The sequence below is a fragment of the Pseudomonas sp. TH37 genome (genome assembly GCF_016650735.1).
GTDB classification, from domain to species: Bacteria; Pseudomonadota; Gammaproteobacteria; order Pseudomonadales; family Pseudomonadaceae; genus Aquipseudomonas; species Aquipseudomonas farris.
The window spans coordinates 49,665-67,069 of sequence record NZ_JAEKFD010000013.1 but is presented as its reverse complement, the minus strand read 5'-3'; the positions used below and the strand labels follow the sequence as shown (position 1 = coordinate 67,069).

The following is a 17,405-nucleotide window of genomic DNA, read 5'->3' as shown; positions in this document are numbered from 1 at the left end:
CCTCGGTGGACGCGGAATCTGCGTTACACGCGAAACTGATCCATCAAGCTCTGTTGCTGATTCGCCAAACTGTTAAGTGACTGACTCACCCGCGCCGATTCATTGGCCTGCCCCGATAGCGATTCGGTCACATCCCGAATGGTCGCCACGTTGTTATTGATCTCTTCAGCCACCGCGCTTTGCTCTTCAGCCGCACTGGCAATCTGCAGGTTCATATCGCTGATCACCGTCACCGCATCACCAATCTGCCGCAACGCCGTCACCGCCTGACCGACCTGTTCGACACTGCCCTGAGCCTGGCGATGGCTATTGTTCATCGAGCTCACTACCTCTTGAGTACCGCTCTGCAACTGCTCGATCACCAGACGGGTTTCCTCCACGGACTCCTGAGTCCGCCGCGCCAGGTTGCGCACTTCATCGGCCACCACAGCAAAACCGCGTCCGGCTTCACCGGCGCGGGCGGCTTCGATGGCGGCATTCAGTGCCAAGAGGTTGGTCTGTTCGGCGATGGCGCGAATCACTTCCAGCACCGAACCGATTTTCTCGCTGTTCGCTGCCAGGCCTTCGACCTGCACCATGGCCGCGCTCATGTCGGTGGCGAGGTGGTCGATGCTGGCGGTGGTGCGGCCGATCACGGTCAAACCCTGACGGGTCGCCTGATCGGCATCGCGCGCCGCTTGTGCCGCCTGCGCGGCGCTGCGGGCGACGTCCTGGGCGGTGGCGCTCATTTCGTGGGACGCGGTGGCGACCTGATCGACCTGACGGTATTGCTGCTCCATGCCGGCGCTGGTCTGGGTGGCGATGGCGGACGACTGATCCGCCGTGCTGCGGGCGTCCTGCACCGAGCGTTTCACTTGGGCGATGATCGGTTGCAGCTTGTCGAGGAAACGGTTGAACCAACCGGCCAACTGGCCCAGTTCATCCGGCTTGTCGTAGGCCAGGCGCCGGGTCAGGTCGCCTTCGCCGCTGGCAATGTCTTCCAGCATGCGGGCCACGCCGAGGATCGGTCGGGTCACGCTACGCGCCATCAGCCATACCAACAGCAAACCGACGAGCGCCGCCAGCACACCCAGGCACAGTTCAATCAGCGTACCGGCGGTGTTGCTGTCGTCGAGTTGTTTTTTCAGCGCTTCGGCGGGGCCGACCAGGACCTTCTCCGGCACGTCGAGCAGCACGCCCCAGGATTTGCCGCCGGGGATCGGCTGGAACGGCGACAGCACTTTCAATTGCTGATTACTGTGCAGGCTTTCGGTCTTGCTGCTGGTGGTCAGGCGGCGGAGCAGTTCGGCACCGTCGGTTGTGTCCACGGCGTCCAGGCGTTGGCTGAGTTTGCTGGCGTCCCGGCTGTAGCCGGCCAGCAAGCCGACCGGGCTGATGATGCTGACGCTGGTCTGGCCGTCATAGAGTTTTTTGCTGGCGCTCTGACTGATCGCTTGCAGGCTGTTGAGGTTGATGTCCACCGACAGCGAGGCGATGACTTTGCCGTTGACCATCAGCGGGAACACGATGCTGGTCATCAGCACGTTCTGGCCGTCGATCACATAGAAGTAGGGTTCGATCACGCAAGGCTTGAGCGTGGTGCGCGGGCAAGTGAACCAGGCGTTGGCCGGCTCGCCGCTGGGGCCGGTGCTGGTGTCGGCCATGTCGCTTTCCGGCAGGGCCATGGAGGCCACCTTGCCAGGCACAGGTTGCGACCAGTACAGGGCGAAACGGCCCTTGTCGTTACTGCCCAACTCCGCCTGGCCGGCGAACAGCTCGTCCTTGTTGTCCAGCGCATTGGCTTCGAACACCAGCGACAGGCCGAGCAGTTCCGGGTTGGCTTGCAGGGCCGACTTGACCTGTCGGGTCAGGTCTTCACGCAGGTCGAAGGCATCGAGAAAGCGCTTCTCCGCCTGATCGCGCAAAAACAGCACCTGCCGCGAGAAGCCATGGCCATATTGATAGGCGTCCATGAATTGCTGACGAATGCCCAGCGCCTGGACTTCCCCCTGGGACTCGATGCGCGCCTGGGCGGCTTCGGTCAGCATCTCCATGCTTGAGGCTTTTACTAGCGCGGAGCTGTGCTCCATGCGATACAGCGAAAGCCCTACCAGCAGGGTCACGATGCCCGCCAGGCACAGCCCGGCCAGCAGGGTGATTTTCCATTGAATGGAAAGTTGTCTGAGCGACATGGAAACGTCCTTTTATTCGATAAATATCTGAGACTTTGCACTGTAGCGGCTGTGATTCGGCTTTCTTTATGTCGTTGGGCCGAATATCGACTCACACCCTTATGGCACTGATTCATACCCTGTAGGAGCTGCCGAAGGCTGCGATCTTTTGATCTTCTGGCGTCATCGAGGTCGTTGAAAATCAAAAGATCGCAGCCTTCGGCAGCTCCTACGGGGTTGGCGTTGGCTTTGACAAGCCAGCATCGGTCCGGCACAGTGCGCGCCCTCTAATAAAACCCTTTTCTCCATCCGCTGGCGGCGCTCATACAGACTGCCGGCCGGACTCATTCCGTTTGGCGGTGATTGCCTCACCGCGCTGCTTTTGAGGTAACAACAATGAATGCAGTAATTGCCGCGGTCGGCATCATGCTGATACTCAGCCTGTCCCGCGTGCATGTGGTGATCGCGCTGATTGTGGGCGCACTGGTCGGTGGCTTGACCGGTGGCCTGGGCATCGACGCGACCCTGAAAGCCTTCAACAGCGGCCTCGGTGGCGGGGCGACGGTTGCGTTGTCCTATGCCTTGCTCGGCGCGTTCGCGGTGGCCATCGCCAAGTCCGGCCTGGCCCATGCGCTGGCCGACAGAGCCCTGGCCATGGTCGATCGCCAGCACGCCAACGGTGGCGGAAATGTCAAATGGCTGCTGATCGGCCTGCTGTGGGTGGTGGCCATCGCCTCCCAGAACATTTTGCCGATTCATATCGCCTTTATCCCGTTGCTGGTGCCGCCACTGTTATATGTGCTGACCAAACTGCAACTGGACCGTCGATTGATTGCCTGTGTCATCACCTTCGGCTTGATCACGCCGTACATGTTCCTGCCCGTGGGTTTCGGCAACATCTTCCTCAATGAAATCCTGCTGGCCAACGTCGCCCGTAGTGGCGTGGACATCAGCGGTATCAACGTCACCCATGCCATGGGTATTCCGGCGCTGGGCATGGTGTTTGGCCTCGCGGCAGCGTTCATCAGCTACCGCAAGAAGCGCGTTTACGACCTCGAGAAAATCGAGAAAGTCGAACAGGTCGCGGTGCAGTACAACCCAATGAGCCTGATGATCGCCGGTCTGGCCATTGCCGCCGCGTTCATTGTTCAGTTGCTGCTGGACTCGATGATTATCGGGGCGCTGGTGGGCTTCCTGATCTTTTCGGTGTCGGGGATCGTCAAATGGCGCGACACCGATGACCTGTTCACCGAAGGTATGAAGATGATGGCGATGATCGGCTTCATCATGATTGCCGCGTCCGGGTTTGCCGAAGTGATGAAAGCCACCGGTCATGTGCAGACGCTGGTGGAGTCCTCGGCGTCGTGGATCAACCACAGCAAAGGCATTGGTGCACTGTTGATGTTGCTGGTCGGATTGTTGGTGACCATGGGCATCGGCTCGTCGTTTTCCACCGTACCGATTCTGGCGGCGATTTTCGTGCCGCTGTGCGTGCAACTGGGCTTCAGCCCGATCGCCATCGTGTGCATCGTCGGCACTGCCGGCGCATTGGGCGATGCCGGGTCACCCGCGTCGGATTCGACCCTGGGCCCGACCTCCGGTCTGAACATCGACGGCCAGCATCACCACATCTGGGACACCGTGGTCCCGACTTTCCTGCACTACAACCTGCCATTGCTGGCGTTTGGCTGGGTGGCGGCGATGGTGTTGTAACCACATTTACCTTGTGGGAGCGTGGCTTGCCCGCGATGAACGATTACGCGGTGTGCCTGATAAACCGCGGCGCCTGAATCGCGGGCAAGCCACGCTCCCACAATGACCGCGTTCAACTTTTGAATTGGCCTGCCGTTATAGCCTTTAACCACGCCAACAAAATCAAAAGAGTGAACGTCATGCGCATGAGCCTGAAGGCTAAAGTCCTGTCCCTTGCCGTCCTCCCGGTGCTGCTCTTTGCGCTGGTCATCAGCCTGACCACGTTGTTCATTCTGCAGGAGCAGGCCCGCAAGGAAGTCGACGAAACCCGTCAGCGCCTGCTCAGCGATGCCAAGGCGACCCTGCAAAGTTACGTCGCCGTGGCCATGACCACGATCAAGCCGCTCTACGACGCAGCCGCCCCCGGTGATGATGCGGCGCGGGCGCAGGTGATCAAGTTGCTGTCGAGCATCACCTACGGCAAGGACGGCTACTTCTTCGGCTACGACTCCAACACCGTGCGCCTGTTCAAGGCCAACAGCCCGGAAGGCGTGGGCCAGAGCTTCAAGGACAATCGCGACCCGAACGGTGTCTACGTCAACCGCGACCTGGTGAAAGTCGCCAAGGACGGTACCCACTACCTGCAATACAGCTCACCGCTGCCCGGTAACACCCAAGTGCTGGTGCCCAAACTCGGCTACACCGAATACCTGCCGAAGTGGGACATGGCGGTCGGCACCTCGGTCAACCTCGACGGCATCGAAGCTCAGGTGGCGGTGGTTGAGGCCAAGGTCCAGGAACGCATGCAAGGCGTGGTGCTGAGCATTGTCGGGATTGCCGTGGTGGTGCTGCTGGTGATCGCTGCTGCCGGGATGCTGCTGGCCAACACCATTCTGCGTCCGCTGAACCTGATGAAAGCCAACCTCGACGACATCGCGGCGGGCGAGGGTGACCTGACTCGGCGCCTGTCCATCACCAGCCAGGATGAACTCGGCGAACTGGCCGGCTCGTTCAACCGTTTCGTCGACAAGATCCACGGTTTGGTGCGGCAGATCACTGAAATGACCTCGCAACTGACCGGGCTGGTGAATCAGGTCTCCGATCAGGCCCAGCGTTCGGATCAGGCCATGGAGCGCCAGCGTCACGAAACCGATCAGGTGGCCACGGCGATCAACGAAATGTCGGCGGCGGCTCAGGAAGTGGCAAAAAGCGCGCAAAACGCAGCGGTCGCTGCCCAGCAGACCGACGAAGAAGGCCAGGCCGCCAAGCGCGTGGTAGCCGGCAGCATCGTGAAGATTCATGCGCTGGTGAACGACATTCGCAGCAGCGGCGTGTCTCTCGACAGCCTGCAGAAAGATGTATCGTCGATTGTCAGCGTACTCGGGGTGATCCGTTCGATTGCCGAGCAGACCAACCTTCTGGCGCTCAACGCCGCCATCGAAGCGGCCCGCGCCGGTGAGGCCGGGCGTGGTTTTGCGGTGGTCGCCGACGAAGTGCGTGCATTGGCCAGTCGCACGCAAATCAGCACCCAGGAAATCCAGAGCATGATCGACCGCTTGCAGGCCGGCACCCAATCGGCAGTCGAGGCCATGCGCCGCTCCAGCGAGGCCGGCGACGGCACGTCGGCCCAGGCCAACGAGGCGGGGGCCTCTCTGGACGCCATGGCCCAATTGATCGGCACCATCAACTCGATGAACGCCCAGATCGCCAGCGCCGCCGAAGAGCAAACCGCCGTCGCCGAAGAAATCAACCGCAGCGTGCATCAAATTGCCGTGGCCGTAGACAGCGTCGCCGGCGAAACCCAGCTCGGCGCCCAGACCTCGCGCAGCCTGGCTGACCTCGGTCAACGCCTGGGTAAACTGGTCGGGCAATTCCGTATCTGATTGATAGTGCTCGTATGGCAAGGGGAGTTTCCCCGATGCCGGTAAATCAAGAAATTTGAGCGACGAAATCCTGTAGGAGCTTCGCGGGCAAGCCACGCTCCCACAGGTTTTGCGCCTTGCTGGCATCAGGGTTTCCCCCCTTACCACAGGGCAGTGTTCATCCATGAGTAGCTGCATCGCGACTACCCTCATTAGTAAGCAAGCACCGTCCAAGCGTTTGTTTGAACCCGTATCCGGAACGGGCGGTCATTTGCTTCAGGTGTCGCGCATTCGCGGCACCCGGACGACCCTAACCACGGAGTCAGACTTATGAATGACGGTACCTGCGACTGCCCGAAATGCAACTGTAAGCTGGGTGAACACCCTATCGTGCGCCACGGCAAGCACTATTGCTGTGAAGCCTGCGCCAAACACCACGAAAACGGCGAAACATGCGCCACCAAAGGCTGCAAGTGTGCTCAACACTGACCGTTCAGGCAAAAAAGTGGAGCCTTCCAGGCTCCACTTCGGTTTGAATCTTTCCCCTCCTTTTTGACGCTCAACTGGCTGGTCGCCAGGTCACATTCTCGATGCCGAATTTTTCCGCCAGCGGTTTGCTGGTCTTTTGCACCCGTTCACGGCCAAAGCGCGGGATCCGGCCGACTCCGGCGTCGCAACTTGCCCAGTGCCAAGCCTCTGCATTGTCCATTTTGTCCAGGCGGATAATGAAAGACTTGGGCTGGCCATGAAGGGTGTATTCAATAACGAAAAGTTTTGCATTGTTCATAAAGCCTGTATTCCTCCCTGTAGTTATAGAGGGATCGCGAGGCGCGGGGAAAATTCAGTCGAATTGTCGGACGGTGACAGTGACTGGCGACAGCCGGACGCCTCGTGATCATGGAGCCTTCCTGACCCCCAGATGATCCTAGCCTATGGTTCAAGGTGCGCCGGCGGAACCGTCACAGTCGGCATTGATGTTGAATGTTCTGGCCCTATCGCGAGCAGGCTCGCTCCCGCAGTTGATCTGCGCCGCTCACATGCTTTGTGACCAACACAGACCTCTGTGGGAGCGAGCCTGCTCGCGATGACGGCCTCAAGCCGAACTCAGACTTCAGGCACACCTTTCTCCCAAGCCGACCAGTTCTGCAAAATCTCCTGCACCAACGGATTCCCCGTGCGGTACAGGTTCTCAAGCGCCGGCACAAAACCGCCCTGATCGGCGTATTTGAGCAGGTTATCCACCTCGCTCTGGCCCGGCGCCGGCCGGTCGAAGTCGGAACCGGCGCGCACCACCGCCAGGCGGCGGACATCCACCAACCCCTCGCGGCTGGCGCGCAGCAGCGCCTCGTAGGTGGAGTTGTCTTCCTGCTGAGTCGTGCAATAGACCCCTTCGTTATTGGTCAGCAGCTTGGTCCAGACTTCCGCCCGCTCACTCAACCGCGTCCCGGAAAACCAGGTATTGCCCGCCAGCGTGTCGCACTGGGTCACCACTGGTGGCTGATTGGCCGGTGCAGACGGATACTTCAAGCGCCATATCGCTGATTCCTTGCTCTCGCTCAGCTGCACCTTGTGGCTCAGGGCGAATGCCTTGGCCTGCAACTTCGGATTGAGTTCGAACACTTCAGTCTTGTAGTCCAGCGGTGGCTTTTCGTTCGGGCCTTTGGTGTTGATGCCCAGGTAACCGGTCGGCCAGTCTTTCGGCGCATCCCGGGAATCCAGCTCCCATTGGGTGCCGAACTCCACCAGATAGTGTGCCCACGCGGTGGTGCCGATGGTGCCGTGGTGCGGGCTGATGCCGGCAATCCCGGCGATCAGGAAGTAACTTTTGCGCAGGTCGAATTTCGGTGACAGCGCCAGGGCCAGGGTCGAGGCCGCGGCATTGGTCTGGCCCATGCCGGTGACCATCAGGCACACCTGTTGGGTGTTGCAGCGAATATTCGGGTACTCGGCGGACAGGCCGGGTACGCGTACTTCTTGCTTGAGCTCCAGGCGATCGATCCAGTTCTGCGCCTCGGGGGCGAACATGGTGATCAGCATCACTTTCGGCTGGATCGGCGCGTCGCCAGCCCAGGCAGCAGAAGAGAGCAGAGTGCCGCAGGCCAGGGCCACGGAAAAGGAAAGACGCGTCATTGCATTCATAAAACCTCCTGATTCAAATGAGCCTTAAAACTGATAACCGACACCGGCGTAGTAGCCCCAGCCGTTGGAGCGGGCGCGGAAGTCACCGTCGCCGAAATTCAACTCGCTGCCGTCCTCCCAGTTGCCGCCGTTGTGGAAGTAACGGCCGACCAGGGTGAAACGCAAGTGGGTGAAGGCGTAGAGCAACACGTTGGTGGCCACGGTGGCATTGGCGGTGCGGGCCGGGTTGTCCTTGTGCAGGTCGGAGCCGAAGTCGAAGTTGGTGAAACCGATGTAGGTCAACGAAGCGCCGTTGCTGAAACTGCTGATGGGCACGATGTACTTGAGCTGGGCGCGGTAGCCGTCCCACGAATACTCGTTGCTGGCGCCGTAGTTTTCCCACTGGTAGCGACCGTAGAAGTTGGCCGACAGGTTGACCCGCGAATGGGTGTCGATGTCGGTGCCGAGGCCGCTGTACAGCGTGTTGGCGCGGTTGGCGCTGTTGCTGCCGTGGTCGTAGATCCAGTCGAACGCCACGTACCATTCCTTGAACGGCCCGACGGCCAGGCTGCGGCCGGCCAGGTAGTCGATGGAAATCCGCGGTTCGTGCTCCATGAACACCGGCGAGCCGTGGTCCCAGACGCCTTTGTCATGGCTGTTGCCGATGTCGAAGATCTTCGGAATGTCGATGTAGCCGTACAACTCGAACGGCCCCTTGCGGCCGAAATATTCATATTCCAGGTAGATATCGTCAGCCGGTTGCGGGCCGAAGCTGATGTCCTTGCTGCCAATGACGGTCAGGTCCTGGTTGAACCAGTCCGACAGGTAGGTACCTTTTTTCGGCGGGCTGGCTTCAGGGCTGAGGGCTTCGCCCTGGGCGGATTCTTCGGCGGTGGCCGGTTGGGCCAAAACGTGGCTGCTGAGTAGTCCTGTAACGCTGGCCAGCAGCAAGGAAACAGCAAAGGTGCGCGAGCAAGTCACGCGGCTGGAGGTGCAATGCATTAAAAGTCCCTTTTCGTGCGGATCGAAAGCCCGGTGATACGGGTTAGCGCGGTTAGGTGGCGAACAGGCCGGTATCGGCGACTCGCAAACGTTTGCACAAGGCATACCAGTTTTGTTCAATTGGCTGAAAAATAGGGGGAATTGGTAGTTTTACTGTCCCTTTGGTCAAGGATTTCGAGGGGATGAGCAGACGGAGTTGTATTCAGGGTGAAGGGGATCTGGCTGGGATATGCACCAAAGTGGTGTCGACTGTCAGATCAGTAACCCGATCTGTGGCAATAGAGCTTTTAGGTTGCTGTAGAATCCTCGGCATTGACTTCACAAGGTGCACCCCTGATGAGCGAGCCGATTCGTCTGACCCAATACAGCCATGGCGCAGGCTGTGGCTGCAAGATTTCGCCCCAGGTGCTGGAGGTGATTCTGGCCGGCAGCGGCGCGCAGAATCTGGACCCGAAACTCTGGGTCGGCAACGCCTCGCGCGATGATGCGGCGGTGTATGCCATCGACGAAGAGCGCGGTGTGGTTTCGACTACCGACTTCTTTATGCCGATCGTCGACGATCCGTTCGACTTCGGCCGCATTGCCGCCACCAACGCTATCAGCGATATCTACGCCATGGGCGGCGATCCGTTGATGGCGATTGCGATCCTCGGCTGGCCGGTCAATGTGCTGGCGCCGGAGATTGCCCGGGAAGTGATTCGCGGTGGGCGTTCGGTCTGCGATGAGGCGGGAATTCCTCTGGCCGGTGGCCATTCCATCGACGCGCCAGAGCCGATCTTCGGCCTGGCCGTGACCGGGCTGGTGGAAAAGCGCCACATGAAGCGCAATGACACCGCCACTGCCGGTTGTTTGCTGTACCTCACCAAACCCTTGGGCATCGGCATCCTCACCACGGCCGAGAAGAAGGGCAAGTTGCGCAATGTCGACATCGGCCTGGCCCGTGACTGGATGTGCACCTTGAACAAACCCGGCAGCCGTTTCGGCAAACTCGACGGCGTGACCGCGATGACTGACGTCACCGGGTTTGGCCTGATCGGGCATCTGGTGGAAATGGCCGACGGCAGCAACGTGACCGCCCGCATCGAATATGACCGTGTGCCGCGCCTGCCGGGTGTCGAGTATTACCTCGATCAGGGCTGCGTGCCGGGCGGCACGCTGCGCAATTTCGACAGCTACGCCAGCAAGGTCGGCCGGCTCCAGGAGTTGCACAAACGCGTGCTCTGCGATCCGCAAACCAGCGGCGGCCTGCTGATTGCGGTCACGCCTGAGGGCAATGAACAGTTTTTGGTGGTGGCAGCCGAACTCGGCTTGACCCTTGAGCCGATCGGCGAACTGGTTGAGCGACAGACTAACGCGGTAGAGGTGTTTTGATGTCCATCGACTTCACCGATTACCGCGACATCTTTCTCAACGACCGGCCGATGATGGATACCCGCGCGCCGGTCGAATTCCTCAAGGGCTCATTCCCCGGCGTGGTCAATCTGCCGCTGATGAATGACCTCGAGCGGCAACGGATCGGCACTTGCTACAAGCAGCAAGGTCAGCAAGCGGCCATCACGCTGGGACATCAATTGGTGTCTGGCGAGATCAAGGCTGAGCGCATCCAGGCCTGGGCCGATTTTGCCCGGGCTCATCCGGATGGGTATTTGTATTGTTTTCGTGGCGGGCTGCGTTCGCAGATCGTTCAGCAATGGCTCAAGGACGAAGCGGGTATCGACTATCCGCGGGTCGGTGGCGGCTACAAGGCCATGCGCACTTTTTTGCTCGATACGCTCGATCAGGCCATTACCCAGTGCGATTTCGTTTTGCTGGGCGGCATGACCGGCACCGGCAAGACCGAGGTACTCATGCAGTTGAGCAACGGGCTGGACCTTGAAGGCCACGCCCATCATCGCGGCTCCAGTTTCGGCAAGCGCGCCACCGGCCAACCCTCCAACATCGACTTTGAAAACCGCTTGGCCGTGGACGTGCTGAAGAAGCGTGCCCGCGGCATCGAACAGTTCGTGCTGGAAGACGAGAGCCGCGCGATCGGCAGTTGCGCCTTGCCGTTGCCGCTGTATCAGGGCATGCAGCAGTTTCCGATGGTTTGGCTGGAAGACAGCCTGGAAGGGCGAGTCGAGCGGATCCTGCGCGATTACGTGGTGGACTTGTGCGCCGAGTTCATCGAAGTGCATGGCGATGAAGGCTTCGCGCTGTTTTCCGAGCGTTTGCTGGCGAGCCTGAACAATGTCCAGAAACGGTTGGGCGGCGAACGTCATCAGCGGATGTTGACCTTGATGGAAGACGCGCTGGCAGAACAGGCGAACAGCGGTGCGGTGGATTTGCACCGGGGCTGGATCGAAGGGTTACTGCGTGAGTATTACGACCCGATGTATGCGTTTCAGCGGGAGAAGAAGGGGACGCGGATCGAGTTTGTGGGGGAGTGGGGTGCGGTGCTTGAATACCTGCGGGAGCGTGGCAAACAGCTGCTTTGATGTTTTTTTTGCTGGCCTCATCGCGGGCAAGCCCGCTCCCACAAGGGGCAGCGTCGATCACAAATCTGTGTTCCACCACAGACCAATGTGGGAGCGGGCTTGCCCGCGATGAGGCCGTGACAGGCACTATAAAACTCGAAGCACCACCACGATCACAGCTTACGTCGGACAGGTCTCCTGACCGTTATTCAGCCCCTGCTTGTAGCTGTGGCTCTGCAGGGTGGCCTTGCCGTTGTGCCAGGTCAGCGTGAGCACGTACAGCGAGTCGTAGTCGCTCGATTCCCAGTCATCGGTGATGTTCTGTTTTTTGCCGACGGCTTCCCCGGCGACTTTGTTGATCAGCTCGGGCAGATAGCCGTGGGACCAGGCCGTATAAATGACCGAGTTGTGATACTTGTCGTGCAGCAGTTCATCCGCCAGGTCGCTGGTGTCGTTGGCCGAGAACTCGATGTTCACCGGCAAACCGAGCTTGATTGCGCTGGGGCTGATGGTCATCAGGGGGCGGATGTAACTGTAGGAATTATCCAGTTCGCCTTCCTCGACATTGCGTGTCGGGTTGGCGGCAAACACGTAGTTGGCCTTGCCGAATTTTTCCGGCAACAAGGTGGCCAGGTCGATGGCGCGGTTCAACCCCTGACAATTGAGCTGGCCCAGGCCGCCGGCGGGTTTTTCCGCGTGGCGCAGGAATACCAGCGTCTGGGTGCCATCCGCCGGTTGGGCGCGGCTTTCACTGACCTCAAGCGACAAGAACAACGCGCTGACCGCCAGCAGGGGGGGCAGGAAGATATAGGCGCGATGCTTGAAGCGTTTGGCGAATTTCAATGGATTCATCATCGAATTGGTCATCTTCAGCGCATTCGGTTAAGGCTGACAAACCTTGACACCCCGAGCTTCCATCGGGTGTTTTCCATGTCATTGACCCGGTTCGTTTCCTACAGGGCAATGCTCAGAGTCCTTTGAAGCCCTTTGGTTCGATCCGAGTGAGGTGCTTGGCACTTTAACGGCAACCTTGAACGGATTGGGGAAAAGGTTATCGACTGGATGTTGCGGATTTATGGACACGGGACACACCTGATCCCTCTGTAGATTATGATCTTCAGTCCGATTTTCTCGTGGATGCCCCTTATGACCGATTTGTCTGCATTCCCCATCACTCAAAAATGGCCGGCCCAGTACCCGGAGTGGATCCAGCTCTATTCCTTGCCAACGCCCAATGGCGTCAAGGTTTCGATCATGCTCGAAGAGATCGGGCTGCCCTACGAGCCGCATCGTGTGGGCTTCGACACCAACGATCAGTTGTCTCCCGAGTTTCTCTCGCTGAACCCCAACAACAAGATCCCGGCGATCCTCGACCCCCACGGTCCGGGGGATCAACCGCTGGCGTTGTTCGAGTCCGGGGCGATTCTGATTTACCTCGCCGACAAGAGCGGGCAGCTGCTGGCGCAGGAATCGGCGGCGCGTTACGAAACCATTCAGTGGCTGATGTTTCAGATGAGCGGTATAGGGCCGATGTTCGGCCAACTCGGTTTTTTCAACAAATTCGCCGGCAAGGACTACGAAGACAAGCGTCCCCGTGATCGCTACGTCGAGGAAAGCAAGCGCTTGCTTCAAGTCCTCGACGGCCGTCTGCAAGGGCGCGACTGGATCATGGGCGAACGCTATACCATCGCCGACATCGCGACCTTTCCGTGGGTGCGCAACCTGATCGGCTTCTATGAGGCCGGTGATCTGGTCGGTATCCAGAATTTCCCCAATGTTACCCGCGTACTGGAGCGTTTCCTGGCAAGGCCGGCGGTGATTCGCGGGCTGGAAATCCCCAGGCAACCCCTTTGAGTTATCGCACTGAACCTGTGGCAGCGGGCAAGCCCGCTCCCACAGGGTTCTGTGCTGGATGCGGCCAATTGTTGCCGCCGCGGTAACGCAGTCTTGAGCGATCGAGGTTTGTGCCTCGCGCCGTGCAGGGCATAAGCTTCGCCCCCTACGACTTTTGTCTCATCCACCGTTTTTCAGGAAGGCCCATGCCCAGTCAGTTCCCCGAAGCACGTCCACGCCGCCTGCGCCGCAATGCGAGCCTGCGCAGCCTGTTCCAGGAAACCGAGTTCAGCTTGAACGACCTGGTGCTGCCGATTTTCGTCGAGGAAGAAATCGACGATTTCGTGCCGATCAAGAGCATGCCCGGGGTGATGCGCATTCCCGAGTCGAAGCTGGCCGGCGAGATCGAGCGTTACGCTCGGGCCGGGATCAAATCGGTGATGACGTTTGGCGTGTCCCATCATCTGGACAGCAGCGGCAGCGACACCTGGAGCGAAAGCGGCCTGGTGTCGCGCATGTCGCGCATCGCCAAGGACGCCGTGCCGGAAATGATCGTGATGTCCGACACCTGTTTCTGCGAGTACACCGACCACGGCCATTGCGGCGTGCTGCACCACCACGAAGTCGACAACGACCAGACCCTGATCAACCTCGGCAAACAAGCCGTAGCCGCCGCCCGCGCTGGCGCTGATGTGATCGCACCATCGGCGGCCATGGACGGGCAGGTCCAGGCCATTCGCCGGGCGCTCGATGAAGCAGGTTTCAGCCAGACCGCGATCATGGCCTATTCGACCAAATTCGCTTCGGCGCTTTATGGTCCGTTTCGCGAGGCCGGCGGCAGTGCGCTGAAGGGCGACCGCAAAAGCTATCAAATGAACCCGATGAACCGCCGCGAAGCCGTGCGTGAATCGCTGATGGACGAGCAGGAAGGCGCCGACGCGCTGATGGTCAAACCGGCCGGTGCGTACCTGGACATCATCCGCGACATCCGCGAAGCCTCGCGTTTGCCGCTGTCGGCGTATCAGGTGAGCGGCGAGTACGCGATGATCAAATTCGCCGCCCAGGCCGGAGCGATTGATGAAGACCGAGTGGTGCGTGAAAGCCTGGGAGCGATCAAACGGGCCGGGGCGGATTTGATCTTCACCTACTTTGCGATGGACCTGGCCTTGGCCGGGATCTAAAGACCACCAGAAATCTAATGTGGGAGCGAGCCTGCTCGCGATAGCGGACGTTCAGCTACATCTATTTTGAATGTGCCGCCGTCATCGCGAGCAGGCTCGCTCCCACATTTGATCTTCGCCGTTCTCGGGTTTAGCCAAAGAAAAGCCGAATCTCACGGTCCCGGAAATACCGCTCGATCACCTTCGGATCGGCGCTGTAGTCGGCAATCGCCACATACGTATCCGGCCGCAGCAGGTAAAACCCGTTGCGCGCCAGCCCCACCGTTTCAAACACTGGTCGCCAGTCGAATACCTGCAACGGCAAATGATGCTCGGTGCACCAGGCAATCATCTCATCGCTGGTCTCGCCATACACATGCACCTGCCAGGTCGGATTTTTTAATGACTCGAAATTATCCCCTTCACCGTCGTGGGCCCAAGGCAGGCGATCACCGCCATGAACATGGCCTGCAACGCCCTCGCTCAACGGCATGCCGCGATAGTTGAGAGTGGTCTGCGACACCGTGCGAAACATGAACTCCCGGGCCGCCTCAAACGAGATCATTTTCGGGATCAAAAAGGGTGCCACGCGCATACGCACCAAGTCGGCAATTGGCCCGTCGGCCGTGACGAAACTGAAAACCCGGTCGGTGGTGGCCACCAGGCGCCGGGCAAAGGCGATGCGTTCGGTTTCATAACTGTCGAGCAGTTTGGGCGTGGCGCCACCGCTCAACACCGTGGCGAGTTTCCAGGCCAGATTGATCGCATCGCCAATCCCGGTGTTCATACCCTGGCCTCCCGCCGGGCTATGGACATGGGCGGCGTCACCCAACAGAAACGCGCGCCCGGTGCGAAAGTGATCCGCAACCCGGTGATGCACGCGGTAGGTCGAGAACCAGTTCACTTGATCGATCTGCAGCTTTAAATTCTCGATGGCCCGGCTGCTGACGTCTTCAAACTGGAGGGTTTCGGCGCGCTCGGCACGCTCATCACGAACCGTCCCGATCAGTCGGGCGCGACCTTCGTTGGACAAGGGGAAAACGGCGAGGAAGTCGGCTTCATCAAGATCCACATGCAGTTCACCGTTGAACGTGGGTCCGCGAGCCTGCACATCCGCCACGTAGAAAATCTGCTGGTAAGTGCCGCCCGGAAAACCGGTGTCCAGCGTCTTGCGCACAATCGACCGGGCGCCGTCGCAGCCTGCGAGGTAACAGGCCTGGCAGGTTTCCTGCTGGCCATCGGGCAAGCGCAGCCGGGCGGTGATGCCGTCGCTGGTTTCCTCGAAGCTTTGCAGTTCGGTATTGCGTTCCACCGTAATACCGAAGGCTTCCAGGCGTTCGATCAGCAGGCGTTCGTGCTCGTCTTGCGGATAGATTTCCAGAAACGCGTAGGGCGTCAGACCCTCGCCGATGGTGCTCAGCGGCAGGCGTGCGACCGCTTCGCCCTTGACCCAGAAATTCGCCGCGGCCACTTTATGGCCGTTTTGCACAACGGCGTCGCTGAGGTCGAGCTGGCTATACAGTTCAAGCGTTCGCGCCTGTACCGCCAGCGCACGTGAAGTGGTGCCGGGTGTCGACGTCTTGTCGATAATCCGCACCGCAATCCCCAGTTTGCTCAACCACAGCGCCAGTACCAGCCCGGTCGGGCCGGCGCCGATGATCAGCACGTCGCTACGGTTCATGAACCTGTCCTCCGCGGTATGTGGATCAAGTATGGTTCAGCCCGGATGCACCGGCCTCCCGGCTGCCCAACGGAAAACTACGCGTGTAGCAGCTGTCGAGCCCGCGAGGCTGCGTTCGGCTGCGCAGCAGTCGTGAATTCGGCGAACGCCGTTTACCTGAAAGAACTCAGTTGCAGGTTTTACGACTGCTTCGCAGCCGAACGCAGCCTCGCAAGCTCGACAGCTGCTACAGCGCTACAGCTATGGGGCAGAGGGCAGGGGAACAGTCCGCGACGGTCACAGTCATAGCCTGCGCCATGCCATTGATCGTATGGTTAACCCGGCTCAACGGATTTTGATGGAGCAACATGCAAGCCAATCGATTGATCATGAGCGTCGCGACACTGTTGGTTCTGGCCGGTTGCGGTAGTCAACGCACGCAGGAACCGCCGGTCCGCAAGCCTGCCGAGGTCAAGGCAGAGATCATGCGTCTGCTCCCGGCCAAGACAGCCGACCGCCAAGGCTGGGCCACGGACATCTACGCGGCATTTGCCGCACAAAAGATTCCACCGACCACGCAAAACCTGTGTTCGGTACTCGCGGTCACTGAGCAGGAATCGACGTTTCAGGCTGATCCGCGGGTGCCGGGCCTGGGCAAGATCGCCCGGGACGAGATCGACCGCCGCGCCGCCAAGGCCCACATTCCCGGCCTGCTGGTGAGCGGTGCCTTGCAGGTAAGCTCACCCAATGGCAAAAGTTACAGTGACCGGCTGAATGCCGCGCGCAGCGAAAAAGAACTCAGCGCGATTTTCGATGACTTCATCGGCATGGTGCCCATGGGGCGGACGCTGTTCGATGGTTTCAACCCGGTGCACACCGGCGGGCCAATGCAAGTCAGCATCGATTTTGCAGAGCAGCAGGCGCGGGATTATCCCTACCCGGTGGACGGCTCGATTCGCCGCGAAGTGTTCACGCGTCGCGGCGGTATGTATTTCGGTATTGCCCATTTGCTCGGTTACCCGGTGAGCTACGAGCAGCCGCTGTATCGCTTCGCCGATTTCAACGCCGGCTGGTACGCCAGCCGCAATGCGGCGTTTCAGAACGCGGTAAGTCGTGCGACGGGTATTCCGCTGGCGCTGGATGGCGATTTGGTGCGCTACGGTTCGATCATGCCGGGCACCACGGAATTGGCGGTGCGCACCCTCGGCAAGCAACTGGACATGCGAAACCTGACCATTCGGGATCAATTGGAGGAGGGTAAAGGTCTCGAATTCGAGGACACCAAGCTTTATCGACGGGTCTTCGCCTTGGCCGAACAGGCCGAAGGCCGACCATTGCCCCGAGCAGTGTTGCCGGGGATCCTCCTGCAAAGCCCGAAAATCACCCGCAAACTCACCACGGCGTGGTTCGCCAAGCGGGTCGATGAGCGTTATCAGCGCTGTATGAAGCGCGCGGGGATGTAACCGAACCTGATT

The 17,405-nt window shown here is 59.9% G+C and carries 14 protein-coding genes; 8 read left to right on the top strand and 6 right to left on the bottom strand.

All coding sequences use genetic code 11. From position 1 onward, the window contains the following. Window positions 1-23: 23 nt before the first annotated feature. On the bottom strand, window positions 24-2,171 hold the full coding sequence (locus JFU11_RS25675) for a methyl-accepting chemotaxis protein (protein ID WP_201062492.1): 2,148 nt from the start codon (window positions 2,169-2,171) through the stop codon (window positions 24-26). A 375-nt stretch (window positions 2,172-2,546) separates the two neighbouring features. Between JFU11_RS25675 and JFU11_RS25670 the strand changes: the two genes are divergently transcribed. The 3 genes from JFU11_RS25670 to JFU11_RS25660 all read left to right on the top strand — a co-directional run bounded on the left by JFU11_RS25670 (window position 2,547) and on the right by JFU11_RS25660 (window position 6,193). Beyond that, the gene (locus tag JFU11_RS25670) at window positions 2,547-3,863 is read left to right on the top strand and encodes a Na+/H+ antiporter NhaC family protein (protein WP_123720390.1); all 1,317 of its coding nucleotides are present in this window, start codon (window positions 2,547-2,549) and stop codon (window positions 3,861-3,863) included. Window positions 3,864-4,042: 179 nt separating this feature from the next. Continuing rightward, window positions 4,043-5,725: a methyl-accepting chemotaxis protein gene (locus JFU11_RS25665; protein ID WP_201062491.1), complete on the top strand. Its 1,683-nt coding sequence runs from the start codon at window positions 4,043-4,045 to the stop codon at window positions 5,723-5,725. Window positions 5,726-6,034: 309 nt separating this feature from the next. Then, a complete protein-coding gene (locus JFU11_RS25660) occupies window positions 6,035-6,193 on the top strand; it encodes a metallothionein (protein WP_052963136.1) in 159 nt (52 codons plus the stop codon). 70 nt (window positions 6,194-6,263) lie between these two features. On the opposite strand, the gene JFU11_RS25655 is transcribed toward JFU11_RS25660, so the two are convergent. The 3 genes from JFU11_RS25655 to JFU11_RS25645 all read right to left on the bottom strand — a co-directional run bounded on the left by JFU11_RS25655 (window position 6,264) and on the right by JFU11_RS25645 (window position 8,824). Continuing rightward, window positions 6,264-6,491, bottom strand: a complete 228-nt coding sequence (locus tag JFU11_RS25655; RefSeq protein WP_008071169.1) for a DUF6555 family protein — start codon at window positions 6,489-6,491, stop codon at window positions 6,264-6,266. 317 nt (window positions 6,492-6,808) lie between these two features. Continuing rightward, complete coding sequence (locus tag JFU11_RS25650; RefSeq protein WP_123720388.1) at window positions 6,809-7,843, bottom strand: purine nucleoside permease; 1,035 nt, start codon at window positions 7,841-7,843, stop codon at window positions 6,809-6,811. 24 nt (window positions 7,844-7,867) lie between these two features. Then, entirely contained in the window at window positions 7,868-8,824 is a 957-nt protein-coding gene (locus tag JFU11_RS25645; protein WP_123720387.1) for a nucleoside-specific channel-forming protein Tsx, read from the bottom strand. 336 nt (window positions 8,825-9,160) lie between these two features. Here JFU11_RS25645 and selD point away from each other — a divergent pair, with 336 nt between their 5' ends. After that, complete coding sequence (gene selD / locus JFU11_RS25640) at window positions 9,161-10,195, top strand: selenide, water dikinase SelD (RefSeq protein ID WP_123720386.1); 1,035 nt, start codon at window positions 9,161-9,163, stop codon at window positions 10,193-10,195. Continuing rightward, on the top strand, window positions 10,195-11,298 hold the full coding sequence (gene mnmH, locus JFU11_RS25635; protein ID WP_123720385.1) for a tRNA 2-selenouridine(34) synthase MnmH: 1,104 nt from the start codon (window positions 10,195-10,197) through the stop codon (window positions 11,296-11,298). The genes selD and mnmH overlap by 1 nt, the downstream gene beginning before the upstream one ends. A gap of 159 nt (window positions 11,299-11,457) precedes the next feature. On the opposite strand, the gene JFU11_RS25630 is transcribed toward mnmH, so the two are convergent. Then, window positions 11,458-12,132: a histidine phosphatase family protein gene (locus tag JFU11_RS25630; RefSeq protein ID WP_123720447.1), complete on the bottom strand. Its 675-nt coding sequence runs from the start codon at window positions 12,130-12,132 to the stop codon at window positions 11,458-11,460. Between the two features lie 291 nt (window positions 12,133-12,423). Here JFU11_RS25630 and JFU11_RS25625 point away from each other — a divergent pair, with 291 nt between their 5' ends. Next, a complete protein-coding gene (locus JFU11_RS25625) occupies window positions 12,424-13,131 on the top strand; it encodes a glutathione binding-like protein (protein ID WP_201062489.1) in 708 nt (235 codons plus the stop codon). A gap of 185 nt (window positions 13,132-13,316) precedes the next feature. Continuing rightward, window positions 13,317-14,291 carry a porphobilinogen synthase gene (gene hemB, locus JFU11_RS25620; protein WP_123720383.1) on the top strand — a complete coding sequence of 325 codons (975 nt, stop codon included), beginning with the start codon at window positions 13,317-13,319 and terminating at the stop codon, window positions 14,289-14,291. A gap of 130 nt (window positions 14,292-14,421) precedes the next feature. On the opposite strand, the gene JFU11_RS25615 is transcribed toward hemB, so the two are convergent. Next, window positions 14,422-15,951, bottom strand: a complete 1,530-nt coding sequence (locus JFU11_RS25615; RefSeq protein WP_201062488.1) for an FAD-dependent monooxygenase — start codon at window positions 15,949-15,951, stop codon at window positions 14,422-14,424. Window positions 15,952-16,298: 347 nt separating this feature from the next. Between JFU11_RS25615 and JFU11_RS25610 the strand changes: the two genes are divergently transcribed. Next, window positions 16,299-17,393, top strand: a complete 1,095-nt coding sequence (locus JFU11_RS25610; RefSeq protein WP_201062487.1) for a DUF1615 domain-containing protein — start codon at window positions 16,299-16,301, stop codon at window positions 17,391-17,393. Window positions 17,394-17,405 lie beyond the last annotated feature (12 nt).